The following is a 13,675-nucleotide window of genomic DNA, read 5'->3' as shown; positions in this document are numbered from 1 at the left end:
GTGTTTCGTTACAGGACCCCGATGGGATAGGAGCCAAGACGCTTCAGTTCCACCGCTTCCTCATCAATCTCGGAAAGCACTTTACTGACCTGCGCATCATCCACGTGACCCTCGAAATCGATGTAGAACACGTAAGCCCAGGTTCCGCTCGGCGACGGTCGGGTTTCAATGCGGGTCAGGCTCAGGCCGTGCTTGTGGAATGGCTCAAGCAACTGGTAAAGCGCACCGGGCTTGTTGCGCATGGACACCAGTATGGACGACTTGTCATTGCCGCTGGCAGGCACTGCCTCGCGGCCGATGATCAGGAAGCGGGTGGTATTGTCCGGACGGTCTTCGATGCTGGTAGCCAGCATTTCCAGGCCGTAGAGCTCCGCCGCCATATCACCGGCAATGGCAGCCGTGCCCGGCTCTTCCGCCGCGCGCCTTGCCGCCTCCGCGTTACTGCTGACGGTCACCCGCTCGATGCCATAGCGGTGGGCATCCAGCCATTGCCGGCACTGGGCGAACGATTGTTGATGGGAGTAGATGCGAACGATTTCCTCACCTTTGTGCTTCGGCGACACCATCAGGTGATGGTGGATCCGCAGCTGGACTTCACCGCAGATTTTAAGCGGCGACGTCATGAACATGTCGAGGGTATGGTTGATCATGCCCTCGGTGGAATTCTCCACCGGAACCACGCCATAGTGGGCGGCGCCGGACTCCACCTCACGGAAAACCGCATCGATGGCCGGCAACGGAACGCTGATCACGGAATGGCCGAAGTGCTTGAGCGCGGCCGCCTGGGTAAAGGTGCCAATGGGCCCAAGGAAAGCGATGTGCATGGGTTTTTCCAGGGCGAGACAGGCGGACATGATTTCCCGGAACAGCCGGGCCATCTCTTCGCCGGACAAGGGGCCGGGATTGCTCTCCTTGATGCGCCGCAGCACCTGGGCCTCCCGCTCCGGACGATAAAAAAACACATCCTCACCGGGATGGGCTTCCATCTTGACCCGGGCCACTTCCTGGGCACATTCAGCCCGCTGGCTGATCAGGTCCATAATCTCCCGGTCCAGCCGGTCAATCTCGTCCCTCAATTGCCCGAGGCGGGCCTGCTCATCACTCATGATCAGCCCCGCTCCTTCGCAAACGCGGTCATGTAATCGATCAGTGCATCGACGCCGGCTTCAGGCATCGCGTTGTAGATACTGGCCCTCATGCCCCCCACGGACCGGTGACCTTTGAGGTTCAGCAGGCCACGCTCGTTCGCCCCCTCAAGGAAGGCATTGTTCAGGGCATCGTCAGCCAGAGTAAAAGGTATGTTCATCCAGGAGCGGAAACGCGGCGAAATGGGATTGGCGTAGAAATCATTGTTGTCAATAAAGCCATACAGCTTGCTGGCCTTGCGACGATTGATTTCGCCCATGGCGGTAACGCCGCCCTGCGCTTTCAGCCATTTGAACACCAGGCCGGCGAGATACCAGGAATAGGTCGCCGGGGTGTTGAACATGGAATCGTTATCAGCAAACACCTGGTAATTCATCATCGTGGGCGTAATCTTGCGGGCCCTGCCCAGCAGATCCTTGCGAATGATGACCACCACCAGCCCGGACGGACCAATGTTTTTCTGGGCGCCGGCGTAGATCAGCCCGAACCTGGACACCTCCAGGGGACGCGACAGCATGGTGGACGACATATCCGCAACCAGGGGCACGGAGCCACTGTCGGGTACGAAGTCAAATTCCAGACCGCCGATGGTTTCGTTGGGCGTGTAATGCAGGTAAGCCGCATCGGCACGGGTATTCCAACTTTCCTGATCAGGGATGCTGGTAAAACCGTCCGCTTCGCTGCTTGCCGCCACGTTGACATGGCCGTAACGGCTCGCTTCCGCAATCGCCTTTTTCGACCAGATACCGGTGTTGACATAATCCGCAGAGGTTTTGTCACCCAGCAGGTTCAGCGGGATGGTCGCAAACTGGCTGGAAGCACCTCCTTGCATGAAAAGCACCGCGTAGTCGTCGGAAACTCCGGCCAGTTCCCGAAGGTCCTTTTCCGCAGTGTCGGCAATTTCCACGAACTCATCTCCACGATGGCTCATTTCCATCACCGACATGCCGGTGCCGTGCCAGTCCAGCATTTCTTCCCGTGCCTGCTGCAGCACGGGCTCCGGCAAAGTTGCCGGACCCGCACAGAAATTATACGCCCTGCTCATCGTCCTCACCGTCGACCTCTTCCGCATCGGTTTCAGCTATACGCTCAACACCCACAAGGCGCTCATCTTCCTGGCTCAGTTTGATCAGGCGAACACCCTGGGTATTGCGGCTCAGAATGGATACTTCATCGGTGCGGGTACGGACCAGTGTGCCCTTGTCCGAGATCAGCATCATTTCGTCCCCGTCGAACAGCTGCAGCGCCGTGACCAGATTACCGTTACGCTCGGAACACTGCATGGCGATAACGCCCTGACTGCCGCGGCTGTAGGAAGGGAATTCGTCAAAGGTGGTGCGCTTGCCGTAGCCGTTTTCACTGGCTGTCAGCAGCACCGCGCCCTCTTCGGGAATGATCAGCGACACCACGTGATGCCCGCCCTGCATCTTGATACCGCGCACACCGCGAGCCGTTCGGCTCATCGGGCGTACCGCTTCCTCATTGAAACGCACGGCCTTGCCGGCTGTGGAGAACAGCATGACTTCCGCGTCACCCTTGGTGATGGCCGCGCCGATCAGGGTGTCACCCTCATCCAGCGACAGCGCGATCAGGCCACTGCTGCGTGGGCGGGAGAAGTTCGGCAGCGGTGTTTTCTTGACCACACCGGCCGATGTCGCCATCAGCACATACTGATCTTCCGGATAATCACGTACCGGCAGGAAGGTGGTGATACGCTCGCCCTCATCCAGCGGCAGGATGTTGACCATCGGGCGACCGCGTGATGCGCGGCTGGCGCGTGGAATCTCGAACACCCGCAACCAGTACACCTTGCCGCGGTTGGAGAAGCACAAAATGGTGTCGTGGGAATTGGCAACCAGCAGCTTTTCGACAAAATCCTCGTCTTTCATCGAGGTTGCGGCCTTGCCACGGCCACCACGGCGCTGGGCCTGATAGTCTTCTACCGCCTGCGTCTTGGCGTAACCACCGTGAGAAATGGTCACCACCAGATCTTCCTCGTCGATCAGGTCGGCAATGGTCAGGTCACGCTTGGAACTGGTGATTTCGGTAAGACGCTTGTCACCGAACTCGGTGACGATGGCTTCCAGCTCTTCGCGGATCACCTGCATCAGGCGGTCCGGGTCCCCCAGGATTTCCAGGAGGCCGGCAATCTTCTCGAGGATGTCCTTGTACTCATTCTGCAACTTCTCGGTCTCGAGACCGGTCAGGCGGTGCAGGCGCAGGTCAAGGATTGCCTGGGCCTGTTCCGGCGAGAGGTGATACAGGCCATTACGCAGGCCAAATATTTCCGGCAGGTCGTCCGGACGGCAGGCATCTTCACCCGCCCGCTCCAGCATGCCCAGAACGTCACCCGGCGCCCAACCCTGGGCCATCAGTTTTTCCTTCGCCTCGGCGGAGCCCGGGGAAGCCTTGATCAGCGCAATAATCTCGTCGATATTCGCCAGGGCTACCGTCAGGCCTTCGAGGATATGCCCGCGTTCCCGTGCCTTGCGCAGCTCAAAGATGGTCCGGCGGGTGACCACTTCCCGGCGGTGGCGGATGAACGCATCCAGCATCTGCTTCAGGTTGAGAATTTTCGGCTCGCCGTTAATCAGGGCGACCATGTTGATACCGAATACCGTTTGCAACTGGGTATGGGTGAAGAGATTGTTGACGATTACGTCCGGATTCTCACCGCGACGCAACTCGATCACTACCCGGATACCTTCCTTGTTGGACTCGTCGCGCAGCTCGGTAATACCTTCCAGCCGCTTCTCTTTGACCAGCTCCGCGATTTTCTCGATCAAACGCGCCTTGTTCAGCTGGTAAGGCAGCTCGGTAATAATGACGGCGTCGCGGTTGGTTTTCTTGTCATGCTCGATTTCATGGCGGGCACGAATATAAATACGCCCACGGCCGGTGCGGTATGCCTCAACAATGCCTGCGCGGCCGTTGATAATGCCCTGGGTGGGAAAGTCCGGCCCGGGAATATGCTCCATGAGGTCATCGATGGTCATGTCCGGGTTGTCGATCAGTGCCAGGCAGCCATTCACGATTTCCGTGAGGTTATGGGGCGGAATGTTGGTTGCCATGCCCACGGCGATGCCGGAGGAGCCGTTAACCAGCAGGTTCGGAACGCGAGTGGGCAGCACTTCCGGGATCTGCTCGGTGCCGTCGTAGTTGGGGACGAAGTCCACCGTTTCCTTTTCCAGATCCGCCAGCAGGGAATGGGCAATCTTCTCCATGCGGATTTCGGTATAACGCATGGCGGCTGCGTTGTCGCCGTCAATGGAACCGAAGTTGCCCTGGCCATCCACCAGCGGATAGCGCAGTGAAAAAGGCTGGGCCATCCGGACAATGGTGTCGTAGACCGCGGAATCACCATGGGGGTGGTACTTACCAATAACGTCACCCACCACACGGGCGGACTTCTTGTAAGACTTGTTCCAGTCGTTGTTCAGCTCGGACATGGCGAACAGTACGCGGCGGTGTACCGGCTTGAGGCCATCCCGCACGTCCGGAAGCGCCCGACCGACGATAACGCTCATGGCGTAATCGAGGTAGGACTGTTTCAGTTCGTCTTCAATATTTACCGGCAGGATCTCTTTGGCTAACTCACCCATCGAGAAAGGTTCCTTTGCATTTGCTGGAAGTCGTTTCAGGGCCCTTCAGAGCGCCCCATAGTTATTCTTTAACAAGCGGCCAATACTACCACATTCAACCCCTTGGCGGAGCATAGGGCAGCTGCCGTCAGTCAAAAACCACGGTCTTGTTTTCGTAGGTGATCACGCGATCTTCGATGTGCGCCCGCAATCCCCGGGACAGGGCATTTTTTTCCACGTCCTTGCCCAGGCGCACCATATCCTCGATCGAATCACTGTGGCTGATGCGGATCACATCCTGCTCGATAATCGGGCCTTCATCGAGATCCTGTGTTACGTAATGGCAGGTGGCTCCGATAAGCTTCACACCCCGGCTGTAGGCCTGATGGTAAGGCCGGGCGCCGGCGAAGGACGGCAGAAAACTGTGGTGGATATTGATCACCTTGCCCGAATATTTTTCGCACAGGCTTGCGGGCAGGATCTGCATGTAGCGGGCCAGAACAACCACATCGGCTTCATAGCCTTCGATCAATCCGTCCACTTCACCGAAGGCTTCATCGCGGTTGTTCTTGTCCACGGGAATATAGTGGTAGGGTATTTCATGCCATTCCACCATGCGCCTGAGATCTTCATGGTTGGAGATGACCGCAACGATCTCGGCGTTGATTTCCTTGCTGTGCCAGCGATGCAGCAGGTCAGCCACGCAGTGGGATTCCTTGCTGCACATGAGGATCACTTTCTTGGGCTGCGCGGAATCAGCAATGTGCCAGTTCATATCGAACTCGCGGGCAATGGGCTCAAAGGCAATGCGGAACTGCTCAAGCCCGAACGGAATCGAATCGGCCTTGATTTCGTGCCGCATGAAAAACCAGCCTGTCTGGGTATCCGAGTGGTGGCTCGCCTCGGTTATCCAGCCATTGTAGGTCGAAAGAAAATTACTGACCTTGGCAACGATCCCCACCCGGTCCGGGCAGGAAATCACAAGACGATAGGTATGCTCCATGGAAGCCTTTCCTTAATCTGATCCGGGAAAGCGGGCGCGCGGGTTCACACCCCGAAAAATGACCGGCTATGATAGCCTATCTGAGCACCAGAAACGAGGCGCACTGACATGCACAGACACCCCCTACAGGTATGGACTCAAAAAGCCGTACCGAGCCACTCACTGCCCACGACACTGGCCATTGCCCTTGCAGTGGTCTTATCACTGCAAACGGTTGCCGCCGATGCGATTCTTGAGGGCGAGCGGTATCATCCGGTCGAAGCAACGAACGGCATGGTTGCCACCAGCCACACGCTGGCAACCAGGTTGGCACTGGAGGTTCTTGAAAACGGCGGTAATGCCATGGATGCGGCGGTAACCGCCGGTTTTGCCCTGGCTGTCACCCAGCCTCGTTCCGGCAACATCGGCGGGGGCGGCTTCATGCTCTATGCACCCGGCAACGGCGAAGCCGTCGAAGCCATCGACTACCGCGAAAAAGCGCCGGCCGCTGCCACGGAAAGGATGTTCCAGGATGACGACGGCAATGTGGTGCCGAACCGTAGCCGCTTTACCCACAAGGCAGCTGGAGTACCGGGCACCGTTGCCGGCTTTGCCATGGCACTGGAGCGGCATGGCACCCTGCCCCTGAAGCAGGCGCTGGCGCCAGCGATAAAACTGGCACGGGAGGGGTTTGTTGTGCCGGGGCGGTTCACCGAAGGTCTGGAACAGGCCCGGGACCGTCTACAACGCTGGCCTGCCAGCCTCGCAACTTTCTATAAAGACGATGGATCGCCTTGGCAGCCTGGTGAACGCTTCCGCCAACCCGAACTGGCAGACACCCTCCAGCGCATTGCCGATCAGGGCATTGACGGTTTTTATAGCGGCAAAACCGCGCAACTGATCGTGGAGGAGATGGAACGCCATGATGGCCTGATCACCCTGGACGACCTGAAAAACTACCAGCCGCAAATCCGCCAGCCGGTTCATGGCAACTACCGTGGGCACGACATCTATTCCATGTCGCCACCCTCCTCCGGTGGCACCCACATCGTTCAGATTCTCAATATCCTGGAGGGCTATCCGCTGGCCGATTTTGGCCACAATTCCGCAGCCGGCATTCACTACATGGCTGAAGCCATGAAACTCGCCTATGCCGACCGTGCCGAGTTTCTGGGGGATACGGACTTTGTAGAGGTTCCCCTGAAAGGGCTGACCAGCAAAGCTTATGGCGAGGCTCTGCGGAAAACCATCGACCCGGACAAAGCCCGCCCCTCCTCTGAGATTCGGGCCGGTAACCCGGGCGCCTATGAAAGCCCTGAGACCACCCATTTTTCCATCGTTGACCGCTGGGGCAACGCCGTCTCCAACACCTACACCATCAACTTCAGTTACGGCTCCGGCATCACCGTTACCGGTGCCGGCTTCCTGCTGAACAATGAAATGGACGATTTCAGCGCCAAACCGGGCGAACCCAACGCCTATGGGCTGATCGGTGGGGAAGCCAACAGAGTGGAGCCCGGCAAGCGTATGCTGAGCTCCATGTCGCCCACCATTGTCAGGCGCAATGGGCGCAACTACCTGGTCACCGGCAGCCCCGGTGGTTCGCGGATTATCACGACCACCTTGCAAGTGGTGCTTAATGTGATCGACCATAATATGAACATACAGTCTGCGGTCAGTGTACCGAGGATCCATCACCAATGGTTGCCGGACGAGATCCGCATTGAGCAGGGCGTCAGCCCGGATACCGTGCGGTTGCTGGAGGAAAAAGGCCACAAGGTGGTAACCGGTAGTGCCATGGGTGCTATCCAGAGCATCCTGATTGACAGCGATGGCACTCTTTATGGCGGCGCGGATCCGCGCCGCAGCACATCATCAGCCATGGGTTACTGAACCCGGGGAGGTACTATGTTTCTGTCAGTGCAATTGAGTTGTTATCCACTCACCGATGACTATAAACCACCGATCCGGGCGCTCATCGAGCGGCTGGAGAAAAGCGGCCTGGAGATCTATCCCGGGCGCATGAGCACTGAAATGTTCGGCGAGTATGATGAGGTGATGAAGGTGCTTTCAGAGACCATGAAGTGGTCGTTCGAGGAGTACGGCAAAGCGGTGTTTGTGGCCAAGATCATGGAGGGCGACCGCAGGCCCCGGTAGCACTGCCGCATTGCAAACTCAGAGCCGCGGGTAGCCACTACCCGCGGCCGATAAACAACGCCCCTACCAGCACCAGGCCCAGGAAGGCCACCACCATGTTAACCGCGAGCCCCCAGCGAAAGCCGTATCCAGCGGGGAACTCCGCCGGGCTCAGGGTCCGCAGCAAAGCACGAAACTGACGGGAGGACCATATAGCCGCAAAGGCCCCCAGAAGGATAAATAGCACGCCAATCCAGAATCCCAGCATGGCATTCAGCCCCGCCGCTCTCTCCGGTGCCAGAACATGCAGAAGCAGCCCCGCTCTCTCGATCAGAAAACCGAACGCAATGAACGACAGGCTGGTGCGATTCCAAGCCAGCAGAGTACGCTCGGCGGCAAACAGAACTCTCGGGTCTTTCAGGTCAGACATGGGTTTCCTTTCTATTCCGGCGTTACTTTCAGGACACGGCCATCAGCATTGTCGGTAAGCAGGTAAACCGCGCCGCCCGGACCAGTTTGCACATCCCGGATGCGTTCGCCCAGTTCACCAAACAGAACACCGACCTCCCTCGCCTCGCCGCTCTCCAGGCTCACGCGGTGCACTTGCCTGGTCACCAGTCCTCCCACCAGCAGGTCGCCCTGCCATTGAGGAAACAGATCCCCGGTGTAGAGGGTCATGCCAGAGGGCGCAATGGAGGGGGTCCAGTGTAACAGGGGCGGTTCAATGCCCTCCCGTTCCGTGAACGGTGTCACCCGCGCGCCGGTATAATCCAGGCCGTGGGTGGTGATGGGCCAGCCATAATTGGCGCCCGCACGAATGACATTGATTTCGTCACCGCCACGGGGCCCGTGTTCGTGGGCAATGAGACGGTCCTTTTCACTGTCGTAGACCAGTCCCTGCACATTGCGATGGCCATAGCTGTATATCTCGCCCCGGTACCGGTCGCTGCCCGCAAACGGGTTATCTTCCGGAACGCTGCCGTCCGGGTTCAGCCGGACAATGCTGCCCATGTGATTTTCCCGTCGCTGGGCCTGTTCCCGGTAGTCAAAACCATCCCCCAGGGTTAAAACCAGCGTATTATCCGGTAACCATGCCAGCCGGCCGCCGTAATGGGCGGCGCCCTCCTTGGCCGGCTGTACCCGGAAAATCTCGGTCACATTATTCAAGCCTTTTTCGCCAAGCTCACCCCTGGCCAGACACGTGTGATTGGCCTGCAGTGTGCCGCAGGCATAACTCAGATAGATCGCCCTGCTCTGTTCGAAGTCGCTCGCGGGCAGCACCTCAAACAGCCCGGCCTGGCCAGAAGCAAATACCGGAGGAACGCCGGAGACCGGCTCCTCAACCAGTTCACCCGTGGCAGTCAACAGACGCAAGCGGCCCGGTCGCTCGGTAACAAGCATCCTGCCGTCTGGCAGGAAGGCGAGCGACCAGGGATGCTCAAGGCCCCGGGCAAGGGTTTCAATCTGATAGCTCCGCTGCTCATCCGCCACGGCGTCCGACTCGGGCAGAGCCAGGCCGCCGGCCATCACGAGCGCCATAACCGGCACCGCGGAAATCCCGCGAGCCGCGCGGGAAACCAGGACAGCGAATAACCAGCCTGAAATGGCGGCGGTCACAAGCATGGCAATCAAGCCTCCAGACTCTCTGGTGGCGGCGATGAGCGTCGGCATCGGCGCCAGTGCATCCACGACCCGCAATGCCACCCAAAGCCCCACAGCAGCGGCTATCGGGTACACCCAAAGACGCCCGGCATTGCCTGCCAGCCTCACGATCAGAGACGCAATACCCAGTGAAAACAGAAAGCTGACCCCGAACAGAATGGCATACAGGGGTGCGAAGCTGAGCAGATCCAGAGCGCTGGTTTCCAGCCGTGTTGCCATGCTGATGTCTACTCCCAGGGATTCCAGTGCCTGGAGATTAAACTGGGTCTGCACCAGACTGCCAAGCACCGAGCCCACGATGAGGGCGACCACAAATGCAAGAACCACGTTCCACCAGGTCACTGAAGCCACCATTACTTGTCTCCGGAAGGCTCCAACTTGTCCTGGGTGCGCAGCTCGAAGTCACTGGCGTCGTGGCGCTCATGCAACTGCTTGCTCTCATCACCCCAGGTGCGATTGACCATCAGCCCGCGCTTGACGGCCGGGCGCTGTGCTATCTCATCAGCCCAGCGCACAACGTTCCTGTATGTGTGGACCTCAAGGAATTCCCCTGCATCGTAGAGCTTGTTCTTGACCAGCGCACCGTACCAGGGCCAGATAGCGATATCCGCGATGGTGTATTCATCCCCGGCGATGTAGCGATTATCCGCCAACTGGCGATCCAGCACATCAAGCTGACGTTTCACTTCCATGGTGTAGCGGTTGATCGGGTACTCGTACTTCTCCGGCGCATAGGCGTAAAAATGACCAAATCCACCACCTAGGAAAGGCGCGCTGCCCATCTGCCAGAACAGCCAGTTCAGGGTTTCGGTGCGGGCCACAAGTTCAGCGGGCAGGAACTCACCGAACTTCTCGGCCAGGTACAGCAGGATGGATCCGGACTCGAATACCCGCACGGCAGGCTCATGATTGTGGTCCATCATTGCCGGAATCTTGGAGTTGGGATTCGCCTTCACAAACCCACTGCCAAACTGCTCCCCCTCGGTAATGCGGATCAGCCAGGCATCGTATTCCGCCTCTTTGATGCCTCTCTCCAGCAATTCCTCGAACATGATGGTGGCTTTAACACCATTGGGGGTTGCCAGTGAATAGACCTGGAACGGGTGCTTGCCAACCGGTAACTCCTGGTCATGGGTGGGCCCGGCAATCGGCCGATTGATTTCCGAGAAGGCTCCGCCACTCTCGGCATCCCATTTCCAGACTTTCGGGGGCGTGTAGGTGTTGTCGGTCATTCAATCATCCTCGCTCTCAAGGGATCTGCGAATTTCAACCTGTTCTGGAACTGGGAAAACAGACGTCCCGACTACGGGAGGTCAGCCTGTCCCACTTCCCTTTGTTGTTATTACGGACAGTTTTCAGATAGCTGGCAACATCGGAGAAGTGTTCATCGGTCGCCCCCATTTTTCGCGCTTCATCGCCATGCTTATCTGACAAGAACACCAGCGCTTTGTAGTCATCACCCTTTTCGATGAGCAAGTCACCAAGGATAGCCAGGTGACTTGCGCAGAAAATATGCAGGTTGCGCTTGTCATAATCGACTTCCTGGGCCCAGCCGTTGAGGCTGAAAAGGGACAGGAACACCGATACCAAAAGGGTTTTCTTCATAGGGACTTACTCCAAAGAATCAGTTCCACTTTGCTGCACGGGCTGCATGCAGCTTTTTATAGCTTTCGACCAGTCGCAGATGCTTCTCCAGCCCTTCCAGCTGCATATTGGTCGGCGTCAGGCCATGGAAGCGGATGCTGCCATTAACCGAGCCTACCACGGCTTCCATGGTCTCCTCACCAAACATGCGCTGAAGATTGACGAGGTAGTCTTCGAGTTCCAGCTCATCATCAAGAGTAATTTCCAGCACTGCGTTCACCGCGCGGTAGAACAGGTTGCGTTCGATCGTGTTGTCATTGAACTGCATGAAGGCTTCCACCCGTTCAAGGGCTTCCTCATGCTGCTGCAGAGCCAGGTAGATCAGCAGCTTGAGTTCCAGAATGGTGAGCTGACCCCAGACCGTATTCTCATCGAACTCGATGCCAATCAGGGTGATGATGTCCGTGTAGTCGTCCATCTGGCTTTCTTCCAGGCGCTCCACCAGGTCCGCCAACTGATCGTCGTCCAGGGAATGAAGGTTGAGAATGTCCTCCCGGTAGTCCAGCGCCTTGTTGGTGTTGTCCCAGATCAGGTCGTCGGCCGGATAGACCTCGGAATACCCTGGTACCAGAATACGGCAGACCGGCGCACCCAGCTCTTCGTAGACAGCCACGTAGGCCTCCTTGCCCATGTCATCGAGAATCCCGAACAGGCAGGCGGCCTCCTCCGCATTGGTGCCGGAAAAGTCCCACTCGCAGAAATCATAATCCGATTTGGCACTGAAGAAGCGCCAGGACACCACGCCGGTGGAGTCAATAAAGTGTTCCACAAAATTATTGGGTTCGGTGACCGCAAGACTGTTGAAGGTGGGCGGCGGCACATCGTTCAGACCCTCAAAACTGCGGCCCTGCAGCAATTCCGTAAGGCTGCGCTCCAGCGCCACTTCCAGACTCGGATGGGCACCGAAAGACGCGAATACGCCACCGGTGCGCGGGTTCATCAGGGTGACGCACATTACCGGGAACTGGCCGCCCAGCGACGCGTCCTTGACCAGCGTTGGAAAGCCCTGTGCTTCCAGCGCTTCCACGCCCTCCAGAATATCCGGGTATTTTTCCAGCACCTCCCGGGGTACGTCCGGAAGCGCAATCTCCTGTTCAATAATCTGCTTCTTCACAGCCCGCTCGAAGATCTCGGACAGGCACTGCACCTGGGCTTCCTGCAGCGTATTACCCGCACTCATACCATTGCTCAGGTAGAGGTTCTCAATGAGATTCGAGGGAAAATAAATCACCTCACCATCTGACTGGCGCACAAAAGGCAAAGAGACAATGCCGCGCTCGGTCCTGCCGGAGTTGGTGTCGATCAGATTGGAGCCGTATAACTCGCCCTCCGGGTTGTAGATGGCCAGGCAATGGTCGTCAAGGATGCCTTCCGGAAGTGCATCTTCGGGGCCCGGCTTGAACCACTTTTCGTTGGGATAATGGACAAACTCGCTGTTGGCGATGTCCTGCCCGAAAAACTGGTCGTTGTAGAAGAAGTTGCAGTTCAGCCGCTCGATGAATTCACCCAGGGCCGAACACAACGCGCTCTCCTTGGTGGCGCCCTTGCCGTTGGTAAAACACATGGGCGAGGCGGCATCGCGGATGTGCAGGGACCACACGTGGGGCACGATATTCCGCCAGGATGCGATCTCGATTTTCATGCCCAGATCCTCGAGGATGCGGGTCATGTTGGCGATGGTCTGCTCCAGTGGAAGATCCTTGCCCTCGATGTAGGTGCTGGTGCCACCCTCCGGCCTGGTCATCAGCAGAGCCTGGGCATCCGCACCCAGACTCTCTACTGTTTCAATCTCGAAGGTGGGGCCAGTTTGCACCACCTTCTTGACGGTACAACGATCGATGGATCGCAGAATGCCCTGCCGGTCCTTGTCGGAAATGTCTTCCGGCAACTCTACCTGGATCTTGAAAATCTGGTTGTAGCGGTTTTCCGGATCCACGATGTTGTTCTGTGACAGACGGATATTCTCGGTGGGGATGTCCCGAGCCAGGCAATAAACGCGCACAAAATAGGCCGCACACAGAGCCGAGGACGCCAGGAAGTAGTCAAAAGGACTGGGCGCCGACCCATCGCCCTTGTAGCGGATTGGCTGGTCAGTAACGACGGTGAAATCGTCAAACTTGGCTTCAAGCCTGAGGTTGTCGAGAAAATTGACGTTGATTTCCATTACGAAGTATCCGGATTGGAGAATTTGGCAGGGGCGCAGCCTTGAATGGCGGCCATTATCCAGTTTTTGACGGCTGTCGTCTTGGGTGCTGGTTAAATGTCTCGCTTGCGCCTATTGTAAAGCATTGCAGCTACCCGGATTACTGGCGAAGAGTTGCGGCGCGGGCATCCAAATGCCCGATGCAGCCGTATCGTTAAACCGGTGTTCAACACAACAGGAATCCCATGCCACAGCTTACGTCTCCTAACACTTCAGCAACACCATCCCGGTTACCATGCCGGGGCTGCCTTGCTGACTGCAGCAACTATGCAACCTGCGGAGGAACTCCCTGGCGAGCCGATAAAGCGCCGGATGCCAAAG

The 13,675-nt window shown here is 57.8% G+C and carries 11 protein-coding genes; 2 read left to right on the top strand and 9 right to left on the bottom strand.

Features of this window, described 5'->3' with window-relative positions; translation table 11 throughout:
* Positions 1-8: 8 nt before the first annotated feature.
* The 4 genes from pheA to purU form a co-directional block, all read right to left on the bottom strand.
* Positions 9-1,106 carry a prephenate dehydratase gene (gene pheA / locus DIT71_RS06730; RefSeq protein ID WP_114612458.1) on the bottom strand — a complete coding sequence of 366 codons (1,098 nt, stop codon included), beginning with the start codon at positions 1,104-1,106 and terminating at the stop codon, positions 9-11.
* A 2-nt stretch (positions 1,107-1,108) separates the two neighbouring features.
* Positions 1,109-2,191 carry a 3-phosphoserine/phosphohydroxythreonine transaminase gene (gene serC, locus DIT71_RS06725; protein ID WP_114612457.1) on the bottom strand — a complete coding sequence of 361 codons (1,083 nt, stop codon included), beginning with the start codon at positions 2,189-2,191 and terminating at the stop codon, positions 1,109-1,111.
* Positions 2,175-4,748 (bottom strand): DNA gyrase subunit A, encoded by a 2,574-nt coding sequence (gene gyrA, locus DIT71_RS06720; protein WP_114612456.1) that lies wholly within the window; start codon positions 4,746-4,748, stop codon positions 2,175-2,177. The genes serC and gyrA overlap by 17 nt, the downstream gene beginning before the upstream one ends.
* Positions 4,749-4,875: 127 nt before the next feature.
* Complete coding sequence (purU, locus tag DIT71_RS06715) at positions 4,876-5,730, bottom strand: formyltetrahydrofolate deformylase (RefSeq protein ID WP_114612455.1); 855 nt, start codon at positions 5,728-5,730, stop codon at positions 4,876-4,878.
* A 108-nt stretch (positions 5,731-5,838) separates the two neighbouring features.
* Here purU and ggt point away from each other — a divergent pair, with 108 nt between their 5' ends.
* Entirely contained in the window at positions 5,839-7,602 is a 1,764-nt protein-coding gene (gene ggt, locus DIT71_RS06710) for a gamma-glutamyltransferase (protein WP_227537986.1), read from the top strand.
* A gap of 15 nt (positions 7,603-7,617) precedes the next feature.
* On the top strand, positions 7,618-7,866 hold the full coding sequence (locus DIT71_RS06705; RefSeq protein WP_114612454.1) for a thiamine-binding protein: 249 nt from the start codon (positions 7,618-7,620) through the stop codon (positions 7,864-7,866).
* A 37-nt stretch (positions 7,867-7,903) separates the two neighbouring features.
* Here DIT71_RS06705 and DIT71_RS06700 read toward each other — a convergent pair whose 3' ends face one another.
* From DIT71_RS06700 to DIT71_RS06680, 5 genes are read right to left on the bottom strand one after another with little or no spacing between them, the layout of a single operon-like run.
* Positions 7,904-8,275 carry a YidH family protein gene (locus DIT71_RS06700; protein ID WP_114612453.1) on the bottom strand — a complete coding sequence of 124 codons (372 nt, stop codon included), beginning with the start codon at positions 8,273-8,275 and terminating at the stop codon, positions 7,904-7,906.
* Positions 8,276-8,286: 11 nt separating this feature from the next.
* Complete coding sequence (locus DIT71_RS06695; protein WP_114612452.1) at positions 8,287-9,861, bottom strand: PQQ-dependent sugar dehydrogenase; 1,575 nt, start codon at positions 9,859-9,861, stop codon at positions 8,287-8,289.
* Positions 9,861-10,739 carry a glutathione-dependent disulfide-bond oxidoreductase gene (gene yghU, locus DIT71_RS06690; protein ID WP_114612451.1) on the bottom strand — a complete coding sequence of 293 codons (879 nt, stop codon included), beginning with the start codon at positions 10,737-10,739 and terminating at the stop codon, positions 9,861-9,863. Before yghU ends, DIT71_RS06695 begins: the two co-directional genes overlap by 1 nt.
* Before the next feature lie 34 nt (positions 10,740-10,773).
* Complete coding sequence (locus tag DIT71_RS06685) at positions 10,774-11,112, bottom strand: hypothetical protein (RefSeq protein ID WP_114612450.1); 339 nt, start codon at positions 11,110-11,112, stop codon at positions 10,774-10,776.
* Between the two features lie 19 nt (positions 11,113-11,131).
* Positions 11,132-13,315, bottom strand: coding sequence for an OsmC domain/YcaO domain-containing protein (locus DIT71_RS06680; protein WP_114612449.1), 2,184 nt, complete (start codon positions 13,313-13,315; stop codon positions 11,132-11,134).
* Positions 13,316-13,675 lie beyond the last annotated feature (360 nt).

Source organism: Marinobacter vulgaris, assembly GCF_003344045.1.
In the GTDB taxonomy this organism is placed as follows: Bacteria; Pseudomonadota; Gammaproteobacteria; order Pseudomonadales; family Oleiphilaceae; genus Marinobacter; species Marinobacter vulgaris.
This window is presented reverse-complemented; position numbering and strand designations above follow the sequence as displayed.

Excerpts from the sequence above, each read along its gene's own strand:
- pheA (WP_114612458.1), bottom strand. The coding sequence starts at position 1,106 with ATGAGTGATGAGCAGGCCCGCCTCGGGCAATTGAGGGACGAGATTGAC.
- serC (WP_114612457.1), bottom strand. The coding sequence starts at position 2,191 with ATGAGCAGGGCGTATAATTTCTGTGCGGGTCCGGCAACTTTGCCGGAG.
- gyrA (WP_114612456.1), bottom strand. The coding sequence starts at position 4,748 with ATGGGTGAGTTAGCCAAAGAGATCCTGCCGGTAAATATTGAAGACGAA.
- purU (WP_114612455.1), bottom strand. The coding sequence starts at position 5,730 with ATGGAGCATACCTATCGTCTTGTGATTTCCTGCCCGGACCGGGTGGGG.
- ggt (WP_227537986.1), top strand. The coding sequence starts at position 5,839 with ATGCACAGACACCCCCTACAGGTATGGACTCAAAAAGCCGTACCGAGC.
- DIT71_RS06705 (WP_114612454.1), top strand. The coding sequence starts at position 7,618 with ATGTTTCTGTCAGTGCAATTGAGTTGTTATCCACTCACCGATGACTAT.
- DIT71_RS06700 (WP_114612453.1), bottom strand. The coding sequence starts at position 8,275 with ATGTCTGACCTGAAAGACCCGAGAGTTCTGTTTGCCGCCGAGCGTACT.
- DIT71_RS06695 (WP_114612452.1), bottom strand. The coding sequence starts at position 9,861 with ATGGTGGCTTCAGTGACCTGGTGGAACGTGGTTCTTGCATTTGTGGTC.
- yghU (WP_114612451.1), bottom strand. The coding sequence starts at position 10,739 with ATGACCGACAACACCTACACGCCCCCGAAAGTCTGGAAATGGGATGCC.
- DIT71_RS06685 (WP_114612450.1), bottom strand. The coding sequence starts at position 11,112 with ATGAAGAAAACCCTTTTGGTATCGGTGTTCCTGTCCCTTTTCAGCCTC.
- DIT71_RS06680 (WP_114612449.1), bottom strand. The coding sequence starts at position 13,315 with ATGGAAATCAACGTCAATTTTCTCGACAACCTCAGGCTTGAAGCCAAG.